The organism is Streptomyces sp. NPDC058052 (genome assembly GCF_042885515.1).
Taxonomy (GTDB): domain Bacteria; phylum Actinomycetota; class Actinomycetes; order Streptomycetales; family Streptomycetaceae; genus Streptomyces.
In genome coordinates, this window is sequence record NZ_JBHVRX010000012.1 from 163,074 (window position 1) to 187,889 (window position 24,816).

The 24,816-nt window shown below is 72.4% G+C and carries 22 protein-coding genes and 1 tRNA gene; 17 read left to right on the forward strand and 6 right to left on the reverse strand.

What is annotated here, in order from left to right; translation table 11 throughout:
• Window positions 1-25: 25 nt before the first annotated feature.
• Window positions 26-808, reverse strand: coding sequence for a phosphatase (locus ACFVU3_RS19040; protein ID WP_390067506.1), 783 nt, complete (start codon window positions 806-808; stop codon window positions 26-28).
• A gap of 43 nt (window positions 809-851) precedes the next feature.
• A complete protein-coding gene (locus ACFVU3_RS19045) occupies window positions 852-1,451 on the reverse strand; it encodes a TetR/AcrR family transcriptional regulator (protein WP_390067507.1) in 600 nt (199 codons plus the stop codon).
• A gap of 87 nt (window positions 1,452-1,538) precedes the next feature.
• Here ACFVU3_RS19045 and ACFVU3_RS19050 point away from each other — a divergent pair, with 87 nt between their 5' ends.
• The 10 genes from ACFVU3_RS19050 (at window position 1,539) to ACFVU3_RS19095 (ending at window position 14,654) form a co-directional block, all read left to right on the forward strand.
• Window positions 1,539-3,146, forward strand: coding sequence for a carboxyl transferase domain-containing protein (locus ACFVU3_RS19050; protein ID WP_390067509.1), 1,608 nt, complete (start codon window positions 1,539-1,541; stop codon window positions 3,144-3,146).
• A 20-nt stretch (window positions 3,147-3,166) separates the two neighbouring features.
• The gene (locus tag ACFVU3_RS19055; RefSeq protein WP_390067598.1) at window positions 3,167-5,092 is read left to right on the forward strand and encodes an acetyl/propionyl/methylcrotonyl-CoA carboxylase subunit alpha; all 1,926 of its coding nucleotides are present in this window, start codon (window positions 3,167-3,169) and stop codon (window positions 5,090-5,092) included.
• Window positions 5,089-6,021: a hydroxymethylglutaryl-CoA lyase gene (locus tag ACFVU3_RS19060; RefSeq protein WP_390067511.1), complete on the forward strand. Its 933-nt coding sequence runs from the start codon at window positions 5,089-5,091 to the stop codon at window positions 6,019-6,021. Before ACFVU3_RS19055 ends, ACFVU3_RS19060 begins: the two co-directional genes overlap by 4 nt.
• A 2-nt stretch (window positions 6,022-6,023) precedes the next feature.
• Complete coding sequence (locus tag ACFVU3_RS19065; protein ID WP_390067513.1) at window positions 6,024-7,184, forward strand: acyl-CoA dehydrogenase family protein; 1,161 nt, start codon at window positions 6,024-6,026, stop codon at window positions 7,182-7,184.
• A 362-nt stretch (window positions 7,185-7,546) separates the two neighbouring features.
• Window positions 7,547-8,602 (forward strand): ABC transporter substrate-binding protein, encoded by a 1,056-nt coding sequence (locus ACFVU3_RS19070; protein WP_390067515.1) that lies wholly within the window; start codon window positions 7,547-7,549, stop codon window positions 8,600-8,602.
• A gap of 4 nt (window positions 8,603-8,606) precedes the next feature.
• Complete coding sequence (locus ACFVU3_RS19075) at window positions 8,607-9,488, forward strand: siderophore-interacting protein (protein ID WP_390067517.1); 882 nt, start codon at window positions 8,607-8,609, stop codon at window positions 9,486-9,488.
• Window positions 9,489-9,633: 145 nt separating this feature from the next.
• Window positions 9,634-11,073, forward strand: a complete 1,440-nt coding sequence (locus tag ACFVU3_RS19080; protein ID WP_390067518.1) for a pyridoxal phosphate-dependent decarboxylase family protein — start codon at window positions 9,634-9,636, stop codon at window positions 11,071-11,073.
• Window positions 11,060-12,343 (forward strand): lysine N(6)-hydroxylase/L-ornithine N(5)-oxygenase family protein, encoded by a 1,284-nt coding sequence (locus ACFVU3_RS19085; RefSeq protein ID WP_390067519.1) that lies wholly within the window; start codon window positions 11,060-11,062, stop codon window positions 12,341-12,343. The genes ACFVU3_RS19080 and ACFVU3_RS19085 overlap by 14 nt, the downstream gene beginning before the upstream one ends.
• A complete protein-coding gene (locus ACFVU3_RS19090) occupies window positions 12,340-12,870 on the forward strand; it encodes a GNAT family N-acetyltransferase (RefSeq protein ID WP_390067520.1) in 531 nt (176 codons plus the stop codon). The genes ACFVU3_RS19085 and ACFVU3_RS19090 overlap by 4 nt, the downstream gene beginning before the upstream one ends.
• Window positions 12,867-14,654, forward strand: coding sequence for an IucA/IucC family protein (locus ACFVU3_RS19095; RefSeq protein WP_390067522.1), 1,788 nt, complete (start codon window positions 12,867-12,869; stop codon window positions 14,652-14,654). Before ACFVU3_RS19090 ends, ACFVU3_RS19095 begins: the two co-directional genes overlap by 4 nt.
• 148 nt (window positions 14,655-14,802) lie before the next feature.
• Here ACFVU3_RS19095 and ACFVU3_RS19100 read toward each other — a convergent pair whose 3' ends face one another.
• Window positions 14,803-15,918 carry a Gfo/Idh/MocA family protein gene (locus tag ACFVU3_RS19100; RefSeq protein WP_390067523.1) on the reverse strand — a complete coding sequence of 372 codons (1,116 nt, stop codon included), beginning with the start codon at window positions 15,916-15,918 and terminating at the stop codon, window positions 14,803-14,805.
• A 137-nt stretch (window positions 15,919-16,055) separates the two neighbouring features.
• Here ACFVU3_RS19100 and ACFVU3_RS19105 point away from each other — a divergent pair, with 137 nt between their 5' ends.
• Window positions 16,056-16,658, forward strand: a complete 603-nt coding sequence (locus ACFVU3_RS19105) for a TetR/AcrR family transcriptional regulator (RefSeq protein ID WP_390067525.1) — start codon at window positions 16,056-16,058, stop codon at window positions 16,656-16,658.
• On the opposite strand, the gene ACFVU3_RS19110 is transcribed toward ACFVU3_RS19105, so the two are convergent.
• Window positions 16,655-17,740: a beta-N-acetylhexosaminidase gene (locus ACFVU3_RS19110; RefSeq protein ID WP_390067527.1), complete on the reverse strand. Its 1,086-nt coding sequence runs from the start codon at window positions 17,738-17,740 to the stop codon at window positions 16,655-16,657. The two genes, ACFVU3_RS19105 and ACFVU3_RS19110, sit on opposite strands and share 4 nt — an antisense overlap.
• Before the next feature lie 166 nt (window positions 17,741-17,906).
• Between ACFVU3_RS19110 and ACFVU3_RS19115 the strand changes: the two genes are divergently transcribed.
• Together ACFVU3_RS19115 and glmS are read left to right on the forward strand one after the other, a co-directional pair.
• Window positions 17,907-18,182, forward strand: coding sequence for a hypothetical protein (locus tag ACFVU3_RS19115; RefSeq protein ID WP_030493927.1), 276 nt, complete (start codon window positions 17,907-17,909; stop codon window positions 18,180-18,182).
• Between the two features lie 66 nt (window positions 18,183-18,248).
• A complete protein-coding gene (gene glmS / locus ACFVU3_RS19120; RefSeq protein ID WP_390067528.1) occupies window positions 18,249-20,066 on the forward strand; it encodes a glutamine--fructose-6-phosphate transaminase (isomerizing) in 1,818 nt (605 codons plus the stop codon).
• 184 nt (window positions 20,067-20,250) lie between these two features.
• On the opposite strand, the gene ACFVU3_RS19125 is transcribed toward glmS, so the two are convergent.
• Together ACFVU3_RS19125 and ACFVU3_RS19130 are read right to left on the reverse strand one after the other, a co-directional pair.
• Window positions 20,251-20,817 carry a GPR1/FUN34/YaaH family transporter gene (locus tag ACFVU3_RS19125; RefSeq protein ID WP_390067529.1) on the reverse strand — a complete coding sequence of 189 codons (567 nt, stop codon included), beginning with the start codon at window positions 20,815-20,817 and terminating at the stop codon, window positions 20,251-20,253.
• A 173-nt stretch (window positions 20,818-20,990) separates the two neighbouring features.
• A complete protein-coding gene (locus ACFVU3_RS19130; RefSeq protein ID WP_015033782.1) occupies window positions 20,991-21,512 on the reverse strand; it encodes a universal stress protein in 522 nt (173 codons plus the stop codon).
• A gap of 366 nt (window positions 21,513-21,878) precedes the next feature.
• On the opposite strand from ACFVU3_RS19130, the gene ACFVU3_RS19135 reads away from it, so the two are divergent.
• From ACFVU3_RS19135 to ACFVU3_RS19150, 4 genes are all read left to right on the forward strand, one after another.
• Window positions 21,879-22,262, forward strand: coding sequence for a hypothetical protein (locus ACFVU3_RS19135; RefSeq protein ID WP_390067531.1), 384 nt, complete (start codon window positions 21,879-21,881; stop codon window positions 22,260-22,262).
• Between the two features lie 407 nt (window positions 22,263-22,669).
• Complete coding sequence (locus ACFVU3_RS19140; protein ID WP_390067533.1) at window positions 22,670-23,839, forward strand: helix-turn-helix domain-containing protein; 1,170 nt, start codon at window positions 22,670-22,672, stop codon at window positions 23,837-23,839.
• Between the two features lie 168 nt (window positions 23,840-24,007).
• On the forward strand, window positions 24,008-24,610 hold the full coding sequence (gene orn / locus ACFVU3_RS19145) for an oligoribonuclease (RefSeq protein ID WP_390067535.1): 603 nt from the start codon (window positions 24,008-24,010) through the stop codon (window positions 24,608-24,610).
• Window positions 24,611-24,728: 118 nt separating this feature from the next.
• Window positions 24,729-24,801: transfer RNA gene (locus ACFVU3_RS19150), tRNA-His, on the forward strand.
• Window positions 24,802-24,816: the final 15 nt, after the last annotated feature.

Below are 24,816 nucleotides of genomic sequence, written 5' to 3' on the forward strand. Positions count from 1 at the left end.
CGCCCGGCGCCCGGCCGGGAACGGCCTAGCCCAGGAGGCCCGCGGCGTTGAGCAGGTACGCGGTCAGCGGCTCGTAGAAGCGCGGGTCGACGACGTGGTCGTCGAGGGGGACGGTCACCTTCATCGTCCCCTCCGCCTCGCCGAGGAAGAGCGCCGGGTCGTTGCAGTCCGCGTAACCGACGGAGTCGATCCCGCGCTGGGCGGCGCGGCCGGCCCAGCCGTGGTCGGCGACGACGAGGTCCGGCGCGGCCTCGCCGAGCAGGGCGAGGGCGTCCAGGATCGCGTTCATCGGCTCGGGCGAGTGGGTGTGCCAGAGGCTGGCGCCCCGCTCGAAGACGGCGACGTCCGCGAACTGCACGACGTACCCCTCGTCGGCGGTCAGCCCGCCCGGGATCCGCACGATGTCGCAGCCCTGCGCCCGGAGCGCGGCGGCGACCCGGCTGTGGGCGTCGATCAGCGCGCCCGGGTGACCGGTCGCGAAGAGCACCCGCTCGCGTCCGGCGGCGGCCTGCTTCAGCCGGGCCGCCATCCGGTCCAGGGCGTCCACGGTCAGCTCGGGGTCGATGGTGTCCTGGCCGGCGCGGTGGGCGGGGTCGTCGACGACGCCGCAGCGCTCCGCCATCACGGCGAGGACGTCCTGCTCGTCCGTCCACCGGTCGCCGAGCTCCAGACCGAGCCAGTAGTGCCGGTCGCCGTTGGCGAGCTTCCGGTAGTGGTCCAGGTTGTTCTCACGGGGCGTGGCCACGTCCCCCGCGATCCGGCTGCGGAGAAGGTGCTCGACAAGGGCGTCACGGCTGAGTATCGGCATGGGCCTCATTCTGCCGCGCGCCCGCCGCGCCCGGGGCGGTGTCTCAGAGGGCCGGCGCGTCCAGGGCGCGCAGCGCGCCGTGGGCCAGGTTCCTCAGGAGGAGTTCGAGGTCGGTGCGGGCCAGCGGGGTGCGCAGGTGCGGGGTGGAGTTGAGGAGGCCGAAGACCGCGTGGACCGCCGCCCTGGCCTCGGGCTCGCCCGCCGCCGGGTGGAGGGTGCGGACGACGTCCACCCACAGCTCGACGTACTGCCGCTGGAGCTGCCGGACCCGCTTGCGGTCCTCGTCCTTGAGCCGGTCGAGCTCGCGGTCGTGGAGGGTGATGAGGGGCCGGTCGTCGAGGGCGAAGTCGATGTGGCCGTCGATGAGGGAGGCGAGCAGCGCCTCCGGGTCGCCGTCCGAGGCGGCGGCGCGCAGCCGGCCGCCGTCGAGCAGCCGCTCGCTGATGCCGACCAGCAGTTCCGCGAGCATCGCGTCCTTGCCGGGGAAGTGGCGGTAGAGGCCGGGGCCGCTGATGCCGACGGCGGCCCCTATCTCGTCGACGCCCACGCCGTGGAACCCGCGCTCGGCGAAGAGCCGGGCGGCCTCCTTGAGGATCTGCTCGCGGCGGGTCGGCGCGTCCATCCGGGTCGGGCTCGTGGTCATGGATTCGATTCTAGACAACCCGGTTAGCGCTCGTTAACCTGGGACGCGTACGTTAACGCTCATTAACCGGACAAGGGAGATCGGTCGATGCAGCAGGCACCTGTGCTGTCGAGTGCGGCGGATCCCGCATCGGCGGCCTGGCGGGCCAACGAGGCGGCACACCAGGAGCTCTCCGAGGCCCTGCGCGCCAAGCTGGCCGAGGCCGCGCTCGGGGGCGGTGAGAAGTCCCGGGCCCGCCACACCGCGCGCGGGAAGCTGCTGCCGCGCGACCGGGTGGACACCCTCCTGGACCCGGGCTCGCCGTTCCTGGAGCTGGCGCCGCTCGCGGCGAACGGCATGTACGGCGACCAGGCGCCGGCGGCCGGCGTGATCGCGGGCATCGGGCGGGTGAGCGGCCGCGAGTGCGTGATCGTCGCCAACGACGCGACCGTCAAGGGCGGCACCTACTACCCGATGACGGTGAAGAAGCACCTGCGGGCGCAGGAGGTGGCGCTGGAGAATCGTCTCCCCTGCCTCTACCTGGTCGACTCGGGCGGCGCGTTCCTGCCGATGCAGGACGAGGTCTTCCCGGACCGCGAGCACTTCGGCCGCATCTTCTACAACCAGGCCCGGATGTCCGGCGCCGGCATCCCGCAGATCGCGGCCGTCATGGGCTCCTGCACCGCCGGCGGCGCGTACGTCCCGGCGATGAGCGACGAGGCGGTGATCGTCCGGAACCAGGGGACGATCTTCCTCGGCGGCCCGCCGCTGGTGAAGGCCGCGACCGGCGAGGTCGTCACGGCGGAGGAGCTGGGCGGCGGCGAGGTCCACTCGCGCGTCTCCGGCGTCACCGACCACCTCGCGGAGGACGACGCCCACGCGCTGCGGATCGTGCGGAACATCGTGGCGACCCTGCCCGAGCGGGGCCCGCTGCCGTGGAAGGTCGAACCGGCCGAGGAGCCGAAGGTCGACCCGTACGGGCTCTACGGCGCCGTCCCGGTCGACTCCCGCACCCCGTACGACGTGCGCGAGGTGATCGCCCGGGTCGTGGACGGCTCGCGGTTCCAGGAGTTCAAGTCCGAGTACGGGCAGACCCTGATCACCGGCTTCGCCCGGATCCACGGACACCCGGTCGGGATCGTCGCCAACAACGGCATCCTGTTCGCCGAGTCCGCCCAGAAGGGCGCGCACTTCATCGAGCTGTGCGACCAGCGCGGGATCCCCCTCGTCTTCCTCCAGAACATCACCGGCTTCATGGTCGGCAAGGCGTACGAGCACGGCGGCATCGCCAAGCACGGCGCCAAGATGGTCACGGCGGTCGCCACCACGCGCGTGCCGAAGCTGACGGTCGTCGTCGGCGGCTCCTTCGGCGCGGGCAACTACTCGATGTGCGGCCGGGCCTACTCCCCCCGCTTCCTGTGGATGTGGCCGAACGCCAAGATCTCCGTCATGGGCGGCGAGCAGGCCGCCTCGGTCCTCGCCACGGTCAAGCGCGACCAGCTCGGGGACGCCTGGAGCGCCGACGAGGAAGAGGCGTTCAAGGCGCCGATCCGCGACCAGTACGAGACGCAGGGCAGCGCCTACTACGCGACCGCCCGTCTCTGGGACGACGGCGTGATCGACCCCCTGGAGACCCGCCAGGTGCTGGGTCTCGCGCTGACCGCCTGTGCCAACGCGCCCCTGGGTGACCCCCAGTTCGGCGTCTTCCGGATGTGAGGACCCTGACGATGCAGCAGATGTTCGACACCGTCCTCGTCGCCAACCGGGGCGAGATCGCGGTCCGCGTCATCCGCACCCTGCGGGCGCTCGGCGTCCGCTCGGTCGCGGTGTACAGCGACGCGGACGCCGACGCCCGGCACGTACGGGAGGCGGACACGGCGGTACGGATCGGGCCCGCGGCGGCCTCGGAGTCGTACCTCTCCGTCCCGGCCCTCCTGGAGGCGGCCCGCCGCACCGGCGCGCAGGCCGTCCACCCCGGCTACGGCTTCCTCGCGGAGAACGCGGCCTTCGCCCGCGCCTGCGCCGAGGCCGGGCTCGTCTTCATCGGCCCGTCCGCCGAGGCGATCGCGCTGATGGGCGACAAGATCCGGGCCAAGGAGACCGTGAAGGCGGCCGGCGTGCCGGTCGTGCCCGGCGCCGCCGACCCGGAGATCGCCGAGGCCGCCCGCGAACTGGGCGCCCCCGTCCTGCTGAAGCCCAGCGCGGGCGGCGGCGGCAAGGGCATGCGCCTGGTGCGGGACCTGGCGGTCCTGGAGGAGGAGATCGCGGCGGCCCGCCGGGAGGCGCGGGCCTCCTTCGGCGACGACACCCTCCTCGTGGAGCGGTGGATCGACCGGCCCCGGCACATCGAGATCCAGGTCCTGGCGGACACGCACGGGAACGTGGTGCACCTGGGCGAGCGCGAGTGCTCGCTCCAGCGCCGCCACCAGAAGATCATCGAGGAGGCGCCGAGCGTCCTCCTCGACGAGGCGACCCGGGCGGCGATGGGCGCGGCGGCCGTGGAGGCGGCCCGGTCCTGCGGCTATGTGGGCGCGGGCACGGTCGAGTTCATCGTGCCGGGCGGCGACCCGTCCCAGTACTACTTCATGGAGATGAACACCCGCCTCCAGGTCGAGCACCCGGTGACGGAGCTCGTCACGGGCCTGGACCTGGTGGAGTGGCAGCTCCGGGTCGCGGCCGGCGAGCCGCTCTCCTTCGGCCAGGAGGACGTCCGGCTCGACGGCTGGGCGGTCGAGGCGCGGATCTGCGCCGAGGACCCCGCGCGCGGCTTCCTGCCGTCCGGCGGCACGGTCCTGGCGCTGCACGAGCCGGCGGGCGACGGCGTCCGCACCGACTCCGGCCTCCTGGAGGGCTCCGAGGTCTCGTCCCTCTACGACCCGATGCTGTCGAAGGTCATCGTCCACGCGGCGGACCGCCCGACGGCGCTGCGGAAGCTCCGCGCGGCCCTCGCGGAGCTGACGACCCTCGGCGTCCCCACCAACGCCGGCTTCCTGCGCCGGCTGCTCGCCCACCCGGACGTGGTCTCCGGGGCCATGGACACGGGCCTGGTGGAGCGGGACGCGGAGAGCCTGGTCCCGGAGGGCGTGCCGGAGGAGGTGTACGCGGCGGCCGCCGCCGTGCGCCGGGCGGAGCTGGCGCCGGAGCCGCGGGACGGCTGGACGGACCCGTTCGGCGTGCCGAGCGGCTGGCGCCTCGGCGGCCGGCCCAGGCCCCTCGCCTTCCCGTTCCGCGTCCCGGGGCTCGAACCCGTCACCGCGGAGGCCCCGGCGACCGCCCGGGTCACCGGGACCGGCGTCACCGTCACCGTCGACGGCGTCACCCACGCCTTCCGCCGGGCCGGCGCCTGGCTGGGCCGGGACGGCGACTCCTGGCACGTCATGGACCACGACCCGGTCGCCGCCGCGCTCTCCGGGGCCCGGCACGGCGGCGCGGACACGCTCGCCGCGCCGATGCCCGGCACGGTCACCGTGGTGAAGGTGGCGGTCGGGGACGAGGTGGAGGCGGGTCAGAGCCTGCTGGTGGTGGAGGCGATGAAGATGGAGCACGTCATCTCCGCCCCGCACGCCGGCACCGTCACCGAGCTGGACGTCACGCCCGGTACGACTGTCGCCATGGACCAGGTCCTGGCCGTGGTCGCCCCCCGCGAGGAGGAGGCGGAATGACCCTGCCGATGACCGTCCCCGACCCGTCGCTGCCCTCCCGGGTCCGGATCCACGAGGTGGGCCCCCGGGACGGGCTGCAGAACGAGAAGACGGCCGTCCCGACCGAGGTGAAGGCGGAGTTCATCCGCCGGCTGGCCGGCGCCGGTCTGTCCACGGTCGAGGCGACCAGCTTCGTGCACCCCAGGTGGGTGCCCCAGCTGGCCGACGCGGAGGCCCTGTTCCCGCTGGTGCGGAACCTGCCCGTGCGGCTGCCGGTGCTGGTGCCGAACGAGCGGGGGCTCGACCGGGCCCTCGCGCTCGGCGCCCGCGAGGTCGCCGTCTTCGCCTCGGCCACCGAGTCCTTCGCCCAGGCCAACCTCAACCGGACCGTCGACGAGGCGCTCGCCATGTTCGAGCCGGTCGTGGTCCGGGCCATGGAGGCGGGCCTGAAGGTCCGCGGCTATCTGTCGATGTGCTTCGGCGACCCCTGGGAGGGTCCCGTCCCCGTCGAGCAGGTCGTCCGCGTCACCAAGGCGCTCGCCGACATGGGCTGCGACGAGCTGAGCCTCGGCGACACCATCGGCGTCGCCACCCCGGGCCACGTCGGCGCGCTGCTGACCGGTCTGACGGAGGCCGGCGTGCCGGTCTCCCGGCTCGCCGTGCACTTCCACGACACCTACGGGCAGGCGCTCTCCAACACGCTGGCCGCGCTGCGGCACGGCGTGACCGTCGTGGACGCCTCCGCGGGCGGCCTCGGCGGCTGCCCGTACGCCAAGTCCGCCACCGGCAACCTCGCCACCGAGGACCTGGTGTGGATGCTCGACGGCCTCGGCATCGAGACCGGGGTCGACCTGGCCGCCCTCACCGCCACGAGCGTGTGGATGGCCGAACAGCTGGGACGGCCGAGCCCGTCCCGTACCGTCCGCGCGCTCTCCCACAAGGAGTCCTGATCATGTCCCTCGACCACCGGCTCTCCGACGAGCACGAGGAACTGCGCCGCACCGTCGAGCAGTTCGCCCACGACGTGGTGGCGCCGAAGATCGGCGACTACTACGAGCGGCACGAGTTCCCGTACGAGATCGTCGCCGAGATGGGCCGCATGGGCCTCTTCGGCCTGCCGTTCCCGGAGGAGTACGGCGGCATGGGCGGCGACTACCTCGCCCTCGGCATCGCCCTGGAGGAGCTGGCCCGGGTCGACTCCTCGGTGGCCATCACCCTGGAGGCGGGCGTCTCGCTCGGCGCCATGCCGGTCTTCCGCTTCGGCACCGAGGAGCAGAAGCGCGCCTGGCTGCCGAAGCTGTGCTCGGGCGAGATGCTCGGCGCCTTCGGCCTGACCGAGCCGGGCGCGGGCTCGGACGCGGGCGGCACCCGGACCACCGCGGTCCGGGACGGCGACCACTGGGTCATCAACGGCTCGAAGTGCTTCATCACCAACTCCGGCACGGACATCACGGGTCTGGTGACGGTCACCGCGGTCACCGGCCGCAAGCCCGACGGCCGGCCGCTGATCTCCTCGATCATCGTCCCGTCCGGCACCCCCGGCTTCACGGTCGCCGCGCCCTACTCGAAGGTCGGCTGGAACGCCTCGGACACCCGTGAGCTCTCCTTCGACGACGTGCGCGTGCCGGTGGAGAACCTGCTCGGCGAGGAGGGCCGCGGCTACGCGCAGTTCCTCCGGATCCTCGACGAGGGCCGGGTCGCCATCGCGGCGCTCGCGACGGGCCTCGCCCAGGGCTGTGTCGACGAGTCCGTGAAGTACGCGAAGGAACGTCACGCCTTCGGCCGGCCGATCGCCGACAACCAGGCCATCCAGTTCAAGATCGCCGACATGGAGACGCGGGCGCACATGGCCCGCATCGGCTGGCGGGACGCGGCCTCGCGGCTGGTGCTCGGCGAGCCCTTCAAGAAGGAGGCGGCGATCGCGAAGCTGTACTCCTCCACGGTGGCCGTCGACAACGCCCGTGAGGCGACCCAGGTCCACGGCGGCTACGGCTTCATGAACGAGTACCCGGTGGCCCGCATGTGGCGCGACTCGAAGATCCTGGAGATCGGCGAGGGCACCAGCGAGGTCCAGCGGATGCTGATCGCCCGGGAGTTGGGCCTCGGCGGCTGAGTCCGCCCGCCCGTCCCGCGAGCCCGTCGCCCCCGTCCGGGGCGGCGGGCTCCGTCGCGGTCCCGGCACGTGCGGCCCCGTCCGGGCAGGGCCGTGACACGGCGTCGGTCCCGCCCCGGCGCGGCACGTGCGGCCCCGTCCCGGTGCGGCCGTGACACGGCGTCGGTCCCCGCACCGTGACGCCGTCCCGGCACGGTCGCGTCGCCCCGGTCGCGCCGGGCCGCCGCCCCCGCACGCACGCGCGGTGACCGCAATGTGACGCAGCACTCGGGCTCCCGGCCCTGTCGATCACGATGAGGTTAGGCTAACCTACCCTCGACTTGCCCAGGCCGACCCCGGCACGTACCGAAAGCGACCCCGCCATGCCCAGCAACGCCCGAGCCACCTCCCTCACCCGCCGCGGCATCCTCGCCGCGGGCGGCGCCCTCGGGCTCGGCGCCGTGCTCGCCGCCTGCGGCGACAGCGACAAGAAGAAGGACTCCGGCGCCTCTTCCTCCGCTGCGGCCAAATCCGGCTCCTGGGAGTTCAAGGACGACCGCGGCCAGACCGTGAAGACCAAGGCGACGCCGAAGAACATCGTCGCCTTCACCGGCACGGCCGCCGCCCTCAAGGACTTCGGCGTCGAGGTCACCGGCGTCTTCGGCCCGACCTACGTCGAGGACCCGAAGACCAAGGCGAAGAAGCCCGACGTCCAGGCCGGCGACCTCGACATCACCAAGGTGAAGGTCATCGGCAACGTCTGGGGCGAGTTCAACATCGAGGAGTACCTCAAGCTCCAGCCCGAGGTCCTCATCACCGACATGTGGGAGAAGGACGCCCTCTGGTACGTGCCGGAGGAGCAGAAGGCCAAGATCCTGAAGATCGCCCCGAGCGTCGCCCTGTGGGCCGCCGGCAAGTCGATGCCGTCCGTCCTCCAGCGCCACGCCGACCTGGCCGCCTCGCTCGGCGCCGACGTGAACAGCGAGCAGGTGAAGAAGGACAAGGCCCGCTTCGAGGCGGCCGCCGAGCGCCTGCGCAAGGTCGCGCAGACCAAGAAGGACATCAAGGTCCTGATCGGGTCCGGCGCCCCGGACACCTTCTACGTCTCCACCCCGGTCCGCCCGACCGACACGCTCTTCTTCCAGGAGCTGGGCCTCAACGTCGTCGTCCCGAAGAAGCTGGACCCGTCCGGCTGGTTCGAGCTCCTCAGCTGGGAGAACGTCGACGCCTACCAGGCCGACGTCATCCTGCTCGACAACCGCACCGGCACCCTCCAGCCGGAACAGCTGAAGGCCAAGCCGACCTGGGCCGCGCTGCCCGCCGTCAAGGCCGGCCAGGTCTTCCCGCGCGTGACCGAGCCGGTCTACTCCTACGCCAAGTGCGCCCCGCTCCTGGAGGACCTCGCCACCGCCCTGGAGAACGCGAAGAAGGTGTCCTGACCCGATGACGACCGCCGAGACCGCCCCGTTCCAGTTCTTCTCCCTCCAGGTCGACCGGACGCGGCGGCTCGGCCCGTCGCTGGTCCGCGTCACCTTCACCGGCGAGGACCTCAAGGGCTTCGCCGCCGGGGGCCGCGACCAGTCGCTCTCGCTCTTCCTGCCGCACCCCGGCCAGGAGGCCCCGGTCCTCCCGCCGCTGGACGACCCGGACATGTACGCGATCCTCGGCGCCTGGCGGGCCATGCCCGACGACGTCCGGGCCGTGATGCGCTCGTACACCGTCCGGGCGCAGCGCACGGAGGCGGAGCACGGGGAGAACGCCGTCGACATCGACTTCGCCGTCCACGAGGACGGCGGCCCCGCCTGCCGCTGGGCGCAGCACGCGAAGCCCGGCGACCGGGTGGTGGTGCTCGGTCCGGCGGTCGCCGACAACACCGGTGTCCGCTTCCGGCTGCCGGAGGGCGCCGACTCGGTGCTGATCTGGGCCGACGAGACGGCGCTGCCCGCCGCCTCCGGGATCCTGGAGTGGCTGCCGGCCGAGACCCGGGCGCGGGTCTTCCTCGAAGTGCCGTACTCCGGCGACCGGATGGAGCTGACGACGGAGGCCGACGCCACCGTCACCTGGCTGGTCCGGGAGGAGGGCGCGCCCTCCGGTCCGGAGGCGATCGCGGCCGCGGAGCTGCCCGGTGAGTCGCCGTACGTGTGGATCGCGGGCGAGTCCGGTGCCGTGAAGGCGCTGCGGCGGCACTTCGTGCGCGAGCGCGGGCTCGACCGGCGCCGGGTGACGTTCGTGGGCTACTGGCGCAAGGGGCTGTCCGAGGACGCCCTGCGCGAGGTGCCGGACGAGACGACGCAGGACGCGGCGCGGGACGACACCCAGAAGTAGACGTCGCTCTTCGGCCATATGCCGCACGGCCCCTCAATCTTCACCGATCGGGGGGCCGTTGTCATGCAAAATTAGGTTAGGCTAACCTTACTTAAGCATCCACGGTTGCGTATCCCGCGTCCCTCGTCCCGGAAGGGCCCCCCACATGCGTTCGCACCTGCTCAACGACACGACGGCGGAGAGCTACCGACGCTCCGTCACCGAAGGAGTCGAGCGGGTGGCGAGGAAACTCGCCACGACGCGCGGCCCGTTCACCGGCGTCACGCCCGCCGAACTGGCGCCCGTGATCGACGCGGTGGACCTCGACCGCCCCCTCGGTGACGCCTCCGCCGCCCTCGACGAGCTGGAGGACGTCTACCTCCGCGACGCGGTGTACTTCCACCACCCGCGCTACCTCGGCCACCTCAACTGCCCGGTGGTCATCCCCGCCGTCCTCGGCGAGGCCGTCCTCTCGGCGGTCAACTCCTCCCTGGACACCTGGGACCAGTCCGCCGGCGGCACCCTGATCGAGCGCAAGCTCATCGACTGGACCGCCGCCCGCATCGGCCTCGGCCCCTCCGCCGACGGCATCTTCACCAGCGGCGGCACCCAGTCCAACCTCCAGGCGCTGCTGCTCGCCCGCGAGGAGGCCGGTACCGCCGACCTGTCGAAGCTGCGGATCTTCTCCTCCGAGTGCAGCCACTTCTCCGTCCAGAAGTCGGCCACCCTCCTCGGCCTCGGCCGCGATTCGGTCATCTCGATCCCGGTCGACCGCACCAAGCGGATGCAGTCCGTCGTCCTCGCCGCCGAGCTGGAGACCTGCCGCGCCGAGGGCCTCGTCCCGATGGCGATCGTCGCCACCGCCGGCACCACCGACTTCGGCTCCATCGACCCGCTGCCCGAGATCGCCGCCCTCGCCGAGGAGTACGGCGCCTGGATGCACGTGGACGCGGCCTACGGCTGCGGGCTGCTCGCCTCCCTGAAGCGCCGCCACCTCCTCGACGGCATCGAGCGCGCCGACTCGGTCACCGTCGACTACCACAAGTCCTTCTTCCAGCCGGTGAGTTCCTCCGCCGTGCTGGTCCGCGACCGGGCCGCCCTGCGCCACGCCACCTACCACGCGGACTACCTCAACCCGCGCCGCACGGTGGCCGAGCAGATCCCGAACCAGGTGGACAAGTCCCTCCAGACCACCCGTCGCTTCGACGCCCTCAAGCTGTGGATGACCCTGCGGGTGATGGGCGCGGACGGCGTCGGCGAGCTCTTCGACGAGGTCTGCGACCTGGCCGGCGCCGGGTACGACCTGCTCGCCGCCGACCCGCGCTACGACGTGGTCGTGGAGCCGCAGCTGTCCACCCTCGTCTACCGCTACGTCCCCGAGGCCGTGACCTCCCCCGCCGAGATCGACCGGGCCAACCTCTACGCCCGCAAGGCCCTCTTCGCCTCGGGCGAGGCCGTCGTCGCCGGGACCAAGGTCGACGGCCGCCAGTACCTCAAGTTCACCTTGCTCAACCCCGAGACCACGGTGGCCGACATCGCCGCCGTCCTCGATCTGATAGCCGGCCACGCCGAGCAGTACCTGGGAGAGAACCTTGTCCACGCCTGAGATCGCTGAGATCCACGACTTCATCGGGATCGGGCTCGGTCCGTTCAACCTCGGACTCGCCTGCCTGACCGAGCCCATCGAGGAGCTGAACGGCCTCTTCCTGGAGTCCAAGCCGGACTTCGAGTGGCACTCGGGCATGTTCCTGGAGGGCGCACACCTCCAGACGCCGTTCATGTCGGACCTGGTGACGCTCGCCGACCCGACCTCGCCGTACTCCTTCCTGAACTACCTGAAGGAGAAGGGCCGGCTGTACTCGTTCTACATCCGCGAGAACTTCTACCCGCTGCGCGCCGAGTACGACGACTACTGCCGGTGGGCCGCGAACAAGGTCACCTCGATCCGCTTCTCCACCACCGTCTCCGCCGTCGCCCACGACGAGGCCGCCCAGGTGTACGTCGTCACCACCGAGGCCGGAGAGACGTTCCGGGCCCGCCGGATCGTGCTCGGCACCGGCACCCCGCCGTACCTCCCCGACTCCTGCCGGGAGCTCGGCGGCGACCTGATCCACAACTCGCGGTACGTGCCGAACAAGGAAGCGCTCCAGCGCAAGAAGTCGATCACGATCGTCGGCAGCGGCCAGTCCGCCGCCGAGATCTACTACGACCTCCTGTCGGAGATCGACGTCCACGGCTACAAGCTGAACTGGGTGACCCGCTCCCCGCGCTTCTTCCCGCTGGAGTACACCAAGCTCACCCTGGAGATGACCTCCCCCGAGTACGTGGACTACTTCCACGCGCTCCCCGAGGAGACCCGCTACCGCCTGGAGTCCCAGCAGAAGGGCCTCTTCAAGGGCATCAACGGCGACCTCATCGACGGCATCTTCGACCTGCTCTACCAGAAGAACTTCGCCGGCCCGGTCCCCACCCGCCTGCTCACCAACTCCGCGCTGCACACCGCCTCGTACGACGAGACGAGCGGCACGTACACCCTCGGCTTCCGCCAGGAGGAGCAGGAGAAGGAGTACGAGATCGAGACCGAGGGCCTGATCCTCGCGACCGGCTACAAGTACGCCGTCCCCGCCTTCCTGGAGCCGCTGAAGGACCGGCTGCGCTTCGACGGCCAGGGCCGCTTCGACGTCGCCCGCAACTACGCGGTCGACACCACGGGCCGCGAGGTCTTCCTCCAGAACGCCGGCGTCCACACCCACTCGATCACCTCGCCGGACCTGGGCATGGGGGCGTATCGCAACGCCTACATCATCGGAGAGATGCTGGGGTCCGAGTACTACCCCGTCGAGAAGACCATCGCGTTCCAGGAGTTCGCCGTATGACCGTCCGCATCCGCCCGCTCGATCCCCTCCAGGACGCGGAACTGATCCACCCGTGGGTCACGCACCCCAAGGCCGCCTTCTGGATGATGCAGGAGGCGAAGCTCCAGGACGTGGAGCGCGCCTACATGGAGATCGCCGCCCACCCGCACCACGACGCCTTCATCGGCCTCGTGGACGAGCGGCCCGCCTTCCTCATGGAGCGGTACGACCCCTCCCAGGTCGAGCTGGTCGGCCTGTACGAGCCGCAGCCCGGCGACGTCGGCATGCACTTCCTCGTCGCGCCCACCGACACCCCGGTGCACGGCTTCACCCGCACGGTGATCACCGCCGTGATGCGGGAGCTGTTCGCCGACCCGGCGACCGCCCGCGTGGTCGTCGAGCCCGACGTCCGCAACACGGCCGTCCACGCGCTCAACGAGGCCGTCGGCTTCGTGCCCGAGCGCGCGATCCGGAAGCCGGAGAAGGAAGCCCTGCTGAGCTTCTGCACCCGCGCGCAGTTCGAGGCCGCCACGGGAGCCGCGATATGAGCCGCCTGGACGTCACCGACCCGGTCGCGCACCTCACCCCCGACCGCTGGGCCGCCGCCAACCGCGCGCTGATCCGCAAGGGCCTCGCCGAGTTCGCCCACGAGCGGCTGCTCAACCCGCAGGAGCTGGGCGAGTCCCGCTACCGGGTGCTCAGCGACGACGGCGCCACCGAGTACCGCTTCACGGCGGACCGCTTCGCCCTCGACCACTGGCAGGTCTACCCCGAGTCGATCAGCCGGCACCGGGGCGACGAGCAGCTGCCGCTGGACGCGCTCCAGTTCGTCACCGAGCTGCGCGGCGCGCTGGGCCTGAGCGACGAGATCCTGCCGGTCTACCTGGAGGAGATCTCCTCCACCCTGGCCGGCACCGCCTACAAGTCGACCAAGCCGCAGGTGCCCGCCGCCGAGCTGGCCCGCGCGGACTTCCAGGCCATCGAGACCGGGATGACCGAGGGTCACCCCTGCTTCGTCGCCAACAACGGCCGCCTCGGCTTCGGCGTGGACGAGTTCCGCGCCTACGCCCCCGAGGCGGCGAGCCCGATCCGCCTGGTGTGGCTGGCCGCCCGCCGCGACCGGGCCGCCTTCACCGCCGGCGCGGGCATCGAGTACGACGCCTTCATCCGCGCCGAGCTCGGTGACGCGGCCGTGGACCGGTTCGCCGGGATCCTCGCGGAGCGCGGCCTGGACCTGGCCGACTACCTCCTCATGCCGGCCCACCCCTGGCAGTGGTGGAACAAGCTGTCGGTGACCTTCGCCGCCGAGGTGGCGCAGCAGCGCCTGGTGTACCTGGGCGAGGGCGAGGACGCCTACCTGGCGCAGCAGTCGATCCGCACCTTCTTCAACACCGCCGACCCGGCCAAGCACTACGTGAAGACCGCCCTGTCGGTCCTCAACATGGGCTTCATGCGGGGCCTCTCGGCCGCGTACATGGAGGCCACGCCGGCGATCAACGACTGGCTGGCGCAGCTGATCGACGCGGACTCCGTGCTGAAGGCGGCCCGCTTCTCGATCATCCGCGAGCGGGCGGCGGTCGGCTACCGGCACCTGGAGTACGAGGCCGCGACGGACCGCTACTCGCCGTACCGCAAGATGCTGGCGGCGCTCTGGCGCGAGTCCCCGGTGGAGCGGCTGGCCGAGGGCGAGCGGCTCGCGACGATGGCCTCGCTGCTCCACGTCGACCACGCGGGCGCGTCCTTCGCGGGCGCGCTGATCAAGGGGTCGGGCCTGGAGCCGGAGGCGTGGTTGCGCGCGTACCTGGACGCCTACCTGCTCCCGGTGCTGCACTGCTTCTACGCCTACGACCTGGTCTACATGCCGCACGGCGAGAACGTGATCCTGGTCCTGGACGAGCGGGGCGCGGTCGACCGGGCGATCTTCAAGGACATCGCCGAGGAGATCTGCGTGATGGACCCGGACGCGGTCCTCCCGCCGGCGGTGGAGCGGGTCCGCGCCGAGGTCCCGGAGGACATGAAGCTCCTCTCGGTCTTCACCGACGTCTTCGACTGCTTCCTGCGCTTCATGGGGGCGACCCTGGCGGCGGAGGGCACGGTCGGCGAGGACGTCTTCTGGCGGACGGTCGCGGAGTGCGTGAAGGGCTACCAGGACTCCAAGCCGGAGCTGGCGGACCGCTTCGCGCAGTACGACATGTTCGCGGAGACCTTCGCCCTCTCCGCGCTCAACCGCCTCCAGCTGCGCAACAACAGGCAGATGGTGGACCTGGCGGACCCGTCGGCGGCGCTCCAGCTCGTCGGCGACCTGGTGAACCCGATCGCGCGGTTCGCCTGACCCTCGAACCGATGAGAGCCCCGGCGGAGTACGGTCCTCCGCCGGGGCTCTCATCCTTTTCCGGGCCGGACGCGGGCCGGACGCGGGCCGGACGCGGGGGCGGGCCCCTACCGGACGCGGGCCTGGCTCGGCGGCGGGGCTCGCGGGGCTACGCGGCGGGCTGCCTCAGGTACTGCCGGACGCCCGTCTCCGCGGCCGTGCGGACGGCGTCGAGGAGGCGGTGGGTGGCGGCGGCGGTGTCGAAGCCGGGGGTGACCGGCCGCCCGGCGCGGATGGCACGGGCGAGGTCCGTGTAGACCTCGGCGACGTTGGCGACGGCGACCGGCGCGTCCGGGAGCGCCCGGCGGGCGGGGAGCGGCAGGCGGGCCGGGGTTCCGGTGCCGTCGGAGCCGTACAGGGTGAGCTCGGGGCCGACCAGGGAGTCGTCGGCGGCGGTGAGCACCAGGCGGCCGGTCCTGCCGTGCACCTCGACGCGGAAGCCGGCGCCGGCCGGGCCGCCGGTCATGAAGTGCGCGGAGGCGGCCGCGCCGGACTCCAGGAGGCCGCCGATCACGATCTGGTCGGGCGAGGTCACCTCGATCCGTTCGCCGGTCTCCTCCAGGGTGACGTGCGTGACGCGGGTCGCCAGGGTCGCCGACAGTTCGGTGAAGTCGCCGACGGCGGAGCGGAACATGTCGAGGGAGTGGCCGGCGACGACGGCGAGGTGGTTGACGCCCTTGGTCGCGTCGAAGAGCGCCGCGTACCGCTGCGACCAGACCTCGGGGGAGGACAGGGAGTAGGTGAGGGAGGCGGAGAGCACGTCGCCGACCCGTCCTTCCGCCACCAGTTCGCGCAGCCGCAGGACCGCCGGGTGGTGGCGGCTCTGGAGGCCCACCGCGTGCCGCACCCCGGCCGCGTCCGCGCGGTCCCGGAGGCCCTCCGCGGCGGCGGCGGTGAGCGCGAGCGGCCATTCGCAGTAGACGTGCTTGCCCGCCGCGAGGGCGGCGTCCACGAGTCCGTCCCGGGCGGTCAGCTGGACGGCGACGACGACGAGGTCGACGTCGGGGTGGGCCATGAGCGCGGCCGGGTCGTCGAAGGCGTGGGCGGCGCCCCAGACGTCGGCCGCGGCGCGGGCCGACGCCTGGCTGGTGCCGGCGACGGCGGTGATCGTGTAGTCGGGCAGGGCGGAGAGCGCGGGCAGGTGGACCGCGCGCCCCCAGCCGCGCGAGGCGTGGGCGCCCACGATGCCGACCCTGAGGGGGCCGGTCACGGCGGTGGAAGTCATGGCTCGCTCGCTTTCACGGACGGGGAGGGGCAGGGGGCACGCCCCAGAAGGAAACGGTACGTGTCGTTTCCAGGATTCTGGGCGCACCCCCTCAGCGTGTCAATACGACACGTGCCGTTTCCTGTTAGGGTGCCGCCATGGCCCCGACACCCCACCCGCCCGACCCGCGGCGGCGCAGCGAGAAGAGCCACCGGGCGATCCTGGACGCGGCCATGGAGCTGTCCGTCGAGCACGGGTACGGGAACGTCACCGTCGAGGCCATCGCCGCCCGCGCCGGCGTGAGCAAGAAGACGATCTACCGGTGGTGGCCCACCAAGGGCGCCGTCCTCCTGGAAGCCTTCATCGAACTGGCGGGCACCGCCACGCGGTTCCCGGACACCGGCGACGTCGCCGCCGACCTCCACACCCAGATGACGGCGGTCCTCGCCCACGTGATGTCGGGCCCGCACGCCCCCGTGTACGCGGGCATCGTGGCCGAGACCCAGCACGACGCGGCCCTCGCCCGCGACCTCCGGGCCCAGCTCCTCGACCCCCGCGTCGCCGCCGCCCGCGAGCGCCTGCTGCTCGCCCGCGACCGGGGCCAGCTCGCCGCGGACGCGGACGTGGAGCTGGCCGTGGACCTGCTGTACGGGCCCCTGTACTACCGGCTCCTCCTCCACTTCGGCCCGTACTCCCCCGAGCGCCTGCGCAGCCACGTCGCCCACGTCCTCGGCGCCTTCGGCCCCGAGCGGCGCATCTAGGCCGCCTCTGCCGGACCCGATCCGGAAGGCCGGCCTCGGCTCCCGGCCGGCCAGGGGACCTCGGGCGAGCGGTACCAGTCGATGCCGAGGGCCGCGATCTCGCGCAGCACGTCGCCGGCGAAGTCGTACGTGGCCTCCTTGCCGGCGCAAAGGGTGGAGAAGCCGACCTCGATGCCGGTGTAGGGCTTCCGCTCCTTCCCGTCGCAGGTGAGCTCCGGAGAGGAGACGAGGGCCGCGTGGGTGTGCCCGGGCATGTCGATCTCGGGGATCACCTCGATGTGCCGCGCGGCGGCGTACCGGACGATCTCCCGGTACTCGTCCTGGGTGTAGAAGCCGCCGGGCCCGCCGCCGACCTCGGTGGCGGCGCCGATCCCGGTGAGCTCCGGCCGGGAGCCGATCGCGATCCGCCAGCCCTGGTCGTCGGTGAGGTGCAGGTGCAGGACGTTGTACTTGTAGAGGGCGATGCGGTCGATGTACGCCTTCACCTCCCCGGCCGTGAAGAAGTGGCGGGCGACGTCGAGCATCGCGCCCCGGTACGGGAAGCGCGGGGTGTCGGTGACGGTGCCGCCGGCGATCTTCCAGGCGCGGTGCTGGACGGTGGCGCGCTCGATGGCGGCCGGGAGCTGCTGCCGCACGGTCTGGACGCCGCGGAAGAGGCCGGCGGCGGTGCGGGCGCCGAGGTCGAGCCGGGCGGGCGAGGAGCGGAGCCGGTACCCCTCGTCCCCGAGGGCCGTGGCGGCGGGGTCGAGGCGGAGGCGGATGTCGCCGGCCGCGCCCTCCCCGACGACGACGGGGAGGCGGAAGCCGGTGGCGGGGCGGAGCTGGGCGGCCAGCCGCTCGGCGACGGCCCGGACGGCGGGGTCGCGGCCGGGGACGCCGATGCGGGTGGCGGCGGTGAGGACGTACGGGGAGCCGCCGGGGGCGACGGACGAGGGGAGCGGGACGATCGCGCCGAGCGGGCGGACGTCGGGCTCGGCGGCGGGGAGGGCCGGCCCCGGCGCGGGGGCGGCCGTGCCCGCCTCCGTACAGCCGAGCGCGGCGGCGAGCAGCAGGACTGCGGGGGCGATCAGGCGCCGTCTCACGGGCGGTCCCCTTCGGTGCGCGGGTGGGTCACCATGCGTACCGGCGCCCGCACCTCGGGTCAAGGTCTGGACCAATAGCCGTGTCCAGGCCGATGATCATGCGGTCCCTGCCCGATTTCGGGCAGGATTCTTGCGGGAACCGCGGGGTACCCCTCAGTATTCATGGGTGCTCGAACGCCGCCCGTCCCATGACGACCTCATCGACCATCTGGTCCGGAGCACCGCGCTCCAGCGTGGTGAGGCCGCCCGGGTGGTGCTCGACGTGCTGGCGTACTTCGACGAGACGACCGAGGAGTTCGTCCGCCGCCGCCACCGGGAACTGCAGTCCGGCGGAGCGGTGAACGCGGAGATCTTCGAGCGGATCGCCGGTGAACTGCCGCACCGGGCCGTCGCACCGCCGGAGCTCTCGCTCCGGCAGCTGCGCCGGATCGTCTACGGCTAGACCGGCTGTCGTCCACCGCCGCCCACGGCGGAACAGCACCATCGACCAACCGGAGGGGTTTCCTTTATGTGCGGAATTGTCGGTTACATCGGTAAGCGCGACGTGGCGCCGCTGCTCCTGGAGGGCCTGGCCCGCCTGGAGTACCGCGGATACGACTCCGCCGGTCTCGTCATCAACAGCCCGAAGAGCGCGGCGCTGAAGATGGTCAAGGCCAAGGGCCGGGTCCGTGACCTGGAAGCCCGCGTCCCCAAGCGCTTCTCCGGCACCACCGGCATCGCGCACACCCGCTGGGCCACCCACGGCGCCCCCAGCGACCACAACTCGCACCCCCACCTGGACCCCGAGAACAAGGTCGCGGTCGTCCACAACGGCATCGTCGACAACGCCCAGGAGCTCCGCGCCAAGCTGGAGGCCGACGGCGTCGTCTTCGCCTCCGAGACCGACACCGAGGTCATCACCCACCTCATCGCCCGCTCCCAGGCCGAGACCCTCGAGGACAAGGTCCGCGACGCGCTCAAGGTCATCGAGGGCACCTACGGCATCGCCGTGATGCACGCCGACTTCAACGACCGCATCGTCGTCGCCCGCAACGGCTCGCCGGTCATCCTCGGCATCGGCGAGAAGGAGATGCTGGTCGCCTCCGACGTGGCCGCCCTCATCGCCCACACCCGCCAGGTCGTCACCCTCGACGACGGCGAGATGGCCACCCTCAAGGCCGACGACTTCCGCACCTACACGGTCGCGGGCGCCTCCACCACGGCGACCCCGGAGACCGTCGAGTGGGAGGCCGCCTCCTACGACATGGGCGGCCACGACACGTACATGCACAAGGAGATCTCCGAGCAGCCCGACGCGGTCGACCGCGTGCTGCGCGGCCGGATCGACGACCGCTTCTCCACCGTGCACCTCGGCGGCCTCAACCTCGACCCGCGCGAGGCCCGCACCATCCGCCGCATCAAGATCCTCGGCTGCGGCACCTCGTACCACGCCGGCCTGATCGGCGCCTCCCTCATCGAGGGCATGGCCCGCATCCCGGCCGACGCCGAGCCGGCCTCCGAGTTCCGCTACCGCAACCCGGTCGTCGACCCCGACACGCTCTACATCGCCGTCTCCCAGTCCGGCGAGACCTACGACGTGCTCGCCGCCGTCCAGGAGCTCAAGCGCAAGGGCGCCCGCGTCCTCGGCGTGGTCAACGTGGTCGGCTCCGCCATCGCCCGCGAGGCCGACGGCGGCGTCTACGTCCACGCCGGCCCCGAGGTCTGCGTCGTCTCCACCAAGTGCTTCACCAACACGGTGGTCGCCTTCGCGCTCCTCGCCCTGCACCTCGGCCGCATCCGCGACCTGTCCGTCACCGACGGCAAGCGGATCATCGAGGGCCTGCGCAAGCTGCCCGCGCAGATCGAGGAGATCCTCAAGACCGAGGACGAGATCAAGAGCATCGCCGCCGAGTACGCGGGCGCGCAGTCGATGATGTTCATCGGCCGCGTCCGGGGCTACCCGGTCGCCCTGGAGGCATCCCTCAAGCTGAAGGAGATCTCCTACATCCACGCCGAGGCGTACCCGGCCTCCGAGCTGAAGCACGGCCCGCTGGCCCTCATCGAGCCCGCCCTGCCGACGGTCGCGATCGTCCCCGACGACGACCTGCTGGAGAAGAACCGCGCCGCCCTGGAGGAGATCAAGGCCCGTTCCGGCCGCATCCTCGCGGTCGCGCACCAGCCGCAGGCGAAGGCCGACCACACCATCGTGGTGCCGAAGAACGAGGACGAGCTCGACCCGATCCTCATGGGCATCCCGCTCCAGCTCTTCGCCTACCACACCGCCCTCGCCATGGGCCGCGACATCGACAAGCCGCGCAACCTGGCCAAGTCCGTCACGGTCGAGTAGTCGCCCGGCGGGACCTGTCACCCGCCGAGCGCGCCACGGCCCCGGGCCTGTCCCCCGGAGCCGTACGCCGGGCCTGTCCCCCGGCGAGCCGACCGGACACGAGGAACGGCCCCTCTCGCTTCCCAGGAGCGAGAGGGGCCGTTCTGCTGTGCCGCTTCGGGGCGCGGTGCGCCCCTCCGCGGGGTTACGCCGCCGCGGCCGTGCTGCCGCCGCTCGCGCGGCCCAGGGCCGTGGGCCAGCCGGCGACGGCCGCCGTGGCCCCGTACCAGGCCGCGAGGCCGGCCAGTGCGGCGACCCAGCCGCCCGCCTTGCCGAGGCCCTCGTTGCCCGCCAGCGCGGCGATGCCCGAGAGCAGCAGCGCGACGAAGAGCAGTCCGTACACGCCCTGCCCGAAGAGTCCGCCGCCGGAGGCCGCCAGCGTCAGCGTGAGCGCCAGGAGCGCCCACAGGAGCAGGAAGAGTCCGGCGGCGTCCGCCGAGGCCCCGCCGCCCGCTCCGGTCCCCCAGGTGAACCAGAAGGCGCCGAGCGCCGCGAAGGCCGTGCCGTCGCCGGTGCTGCCCGCCCTCAGGGCGAGCAGGCCGACCAGGAAGAGCGCCACGCCGCCGACCCAGGTGGCGAGGCCCGCGGCATCGGCTGCCGCGACGTTGTCGATCACCCCGGTGCCACCCAGGCCGAAGGCCAGGAGGGTCAGTCCGAGTGCGAGGTTTCCGAGCGTGCTGGTGCCGTTCCCCGACGCGACGTCCTTGTTCACGACGGGCTCCCTTCGACGAGCGGTGATGCCGCGTGAGCTGCTGTGTTCCGGTGCTCTTTAGCTACCCTTCACAAGCGCACAAATCACCTGAGGCGGGCGGAAATTATCGTGGTGGCAAGGGAGTTGACGGAGAGTCGGAAGCGCCGGACGGGTCCGGTGGGGCCGGGCGGGGGTCAGGGGATGACGATCACGGGCCGCTGCGCGCGCCGCGCGAGCCGCCCGGCGACCGAGCCGAAGATCCGCCCGACGATCCCGTGCGTGGAGCCGACCACGATCGCGTCGGCCGAGTACTCGCGGCCGACCTCCTCCAGCTCGTGACAGATGTCCCCGCCGCGCTCGACCAGGATCCACGGCACCTCGGAGAGGTGCTCCGCGCAGGCCAGTTCCAGACCCAGCACCTCGGTGCGGTGGTCCGGGACGTCGACGAAGACCGGCGGCTCGCACCCCGCCCACACGGTCGTGGGGAGCCGGTTCGCGACGTGCACGATGATCAGGCCGGAGCCGGAGCGCCGGGCCATGCCGATGGCGTACGCCAGGGCGCGCTCACTGGACGTGGATCCGTCGAAGCCGACGACGACACCGTGCCGGAAGGCCGGGTCGCAGGCGTGGCGTGGCTGTTCCACCGCGAGGGGGTCGACCGTGGAGTCGGCGACGCGCTTGCGGTCCGCGGGTTCGGGGAATTCGTGACCGGCCATCGGTGTCTCGGCTAGGGAAGTCCTCGTGGGAAGGGACGGTGGAGGGGAGCGGAACAACGGGTGGCGGCGGAGCTGTGTCCGGGAATCATCTTCCCAAGCCCATACCCCCAAGGGTACGGCGACACTCCTCTCCTGCCCAGGGCCCGCCGTGCCACACCCGGCGTGCTGACCGCTCGTGCGCGGCTCGGCGCGCGCGGTGTCCTCCGGAGGATGCACGAAGGATTCACCATCTGGCAATGCCGGATGTGCCCTACAGGCGTCCTCCGGCCGCCGCACGGAGGGCCGAACGGGCGTCGCTCAGAGTGACCGGAACGTTCCGTTCCTCGTTCCCCACAGGTCCGGATCACCGCCGCAGGGAGACCGCCCGTGCCCGCACCGTCCACCCCCGCCTCCGCCGCGTCCGTCCCCGCCGTCCGCTCCCGCCGACGGGCCCGGGTGCCGGGCCCCGCGGCGCCCGTCGCCCCGGAGACGGGCGGACCGGCGGGGTCCGGGGCGGCCCCGGGCGCGGAGCCGGCGACGGCCGGCGGCGGGCTCGGGGACCCGGCCGGCGACGTGGTCCGCTGGGCGGTCTTCTGCTGCGCCCTCGTGCCGCTGGTGCTCGTCGCCTTCGGCACCTCGCTGGGCGGGGCCGGCGGGGCCGCGCTCGGGCTCGCCTCGGTGACGGCCGCGTGCCGGCTGCTGCTGCGCCGGGCGGAACGGGGGCTGCGCGCCGAGGGCGCCGTGGGCCCGGGGGGCCGCCGCCGGGGCTGAGCGGGAGCGTGCGGACCCCCGTCGAGTTGACAGGTTCGCACAGCCGATCCCATATGTTTTCAGCCAACTTGAAGTTCCCGGCGCGTCCTTGCCGAAACGGTACGCCAACCCTTGGCCACTCCCCCGGGAAAGCCCTGCCCCAGGGGGCCGCACCCTACGCGTACGGCCACTTCGTCACCCGGGGGGCTCCCCGGGGGTCGCTCCGGCCGATCACCCGGGGATCGATCGCTTCACGCCAAGTGGCCTTGTCGACAATATGCCGGATGGAGAAGTTGTCACGCCGGCGCCACGGGACACAGTAGATTCGATCATGGGTACCGAAGACTGGGGTCTCGTGCAAAACCGAGGGGAAACGTGGCACAGCGACACGACCAGGGAGACGCGAACACCGAGGGGGGCTTAGCGCCATGAGCCAGGACTCCGCCGCACCGGAGGTCGCACGGAAACTGTCCGGGCGACGCCGTCGCGAAGTCGTCGCGGTGCTGCTGTTCAGCGGCGGCCCCATCTTCGAGAGCTCCATCCCGCTCTCCGTGTTCGGCATCGACCGGCAGGACGCCGGGGTGCCCCGCTACCGGCTGCTCGTCTGCGCCGGCGAGGAGGGCCCCCTGCGGACCACGGGCGGGCTCGAACTCACCGCGCCGTACGGCCTGGAGGCGATCGGCCGGGCCGGGACGGTCGTCGTCCCCGCCTGGCGCTCGATCACCTCGCCGCCGCCGCCGGAGGCCCTGGAGGCCCTCCGCAGGGCGCACGAGGAAGGGGCCAGGATCGTCGGCCTGTGCACCGGGGCGTTCGTCCTCGCCGCGGCCGGCCTGCTCGACGGCCGCCCGGCGACCACGCACTGGATGTACGCGCCGACGCTCGCCAAGCGCTACCCGTCGGTCCACGTGGACCCGCGGGAGCTCTTCGTCGACGACGGGGACGTGCTCACCTCCGCCGGCACCGCGGCCGGAATCGATCTGTGTCTGCACATCGTGCGGACCGACCACGGCACCGAGGCCGCGGGCGCGCTGGCGCGCCGGCTGGTCGTCCCGCCGCGGCGCAGCGGCGGTCAGGAGCGCTACCTCGACAGGTCTTTACCCGAAGAGATCGGCTCCGACCCGCTCGCCGAGGTCGTGGCCTGGGCGCTGGAGCACCTCCACGAGCAGTTCGACGTGGAGACCCTGGCGGCCCGTGCGTACATGTCACGGCGGACCTTCGACCGCCGCTTCCGCTCGCTGACCGGCTCCGCGCCGCTCCAGTGGCTGATCACCCAGCGGGTGCTCCAGGCGCAGCGGCTCCTGGAGACCTCGGACTACTCGGTGGACGAGGTCGCGGGGCGCTGCGGCTTCCGCTCGCCGGTGGCGCTGCGCGGCCACTTCCGGCGGCAGCTCGGCTCCTCGCCGGCCGCCTACCGGGCGGCGTACCGGGCCCGGCGGCCGCAGAGCGAGCCGGCGACGGCGGTCCTGGATCCGGTGGTGCCCACGCAGGTGGTGGCGGGAATCCGCCGCCCCGGGGGGCCGCTGGAGCCGGGCAAGCCGCACGGCGACGCCTACTCGCCGGGCCGGGCCGCGCTGCCGGGCCAGCGCAGCGCGCCGTAGCGGCGACGAGGACCTGCGCCGCCACAAGCGGCGCGACGCGGTACCGGCGGGCGTCCGGGGGCACCTCCCCCGGGCGCCCGCCGGCGCGTCCGCCGGCGACGCGGCGGGCGTCGTGCCGGGCGGCGCGAGCCCGGCGGGATCCGGAAGGGACGGCCTAAGGTAGGACGCATGAACGATCGCATGGTGTGGATCGACTGCGAGATGACCGGGCTCTCGCTGACGGACGACGCACTCATCGAGGTGGCCGCGCTGGTCACCGACTCGGAACTGAACGTGCTCGGCGAAGGCGTGGACATCGTGATCCGCCCTCCGGACCGTGCCCTGGAGACCATGCCGGAGATCGTGCGCCAGATGCACACGGCCTCCGGACTGCTCGACGCGCTGCCCGGCGGCACCACGCTGGCGGACGCGGAGGCGCAGGTCCTGGCGTACATCCGGGAGCACGTGAAGGAGCCCGGCAAGGCTCCGCTGTGCGGGAACTCGGTCTCCACCGACCGCGGATTCCTCGCCCGGGACATGGCCGCCCTGGAGAGTCACCTGCACTACCGGATCGTCGACGTGTCCTCGGTGAAGGAGCTGGCGCGCCGCTGGTACCCGAGGGCGTACTTCAACAGTCCGGAGAAGAACGGCAACCACCGGGCGCTCGCCGACATCCGCGAGTCCATCGCCGAGCTGCGCTACTACCGGGAGGCGGTCTTCGTCCCGCAGCCCGGACCGGACTCGGAGACCGCGAAGGAGATCGCGGCCCGGCACGTCGTCCCGGCGGAGTAGCACCGCCGGAGAGGGCCGCTCGCGCACCCGGGGAAAACGTGTGCGCGAGCACCCCTCGGAACCCTGTAGACTTCTTCTCGGCCGGTCGGGGAAACCTTCGGGAAAACCGCCGGTCATGGTGGGTATAGCTCAGCTGGTAGAGCACCTGGTTGTGGTCCAGGATGTCGCGGGTTCGAGTCCCGTTACTCACCCTGATGGCCGAGGCC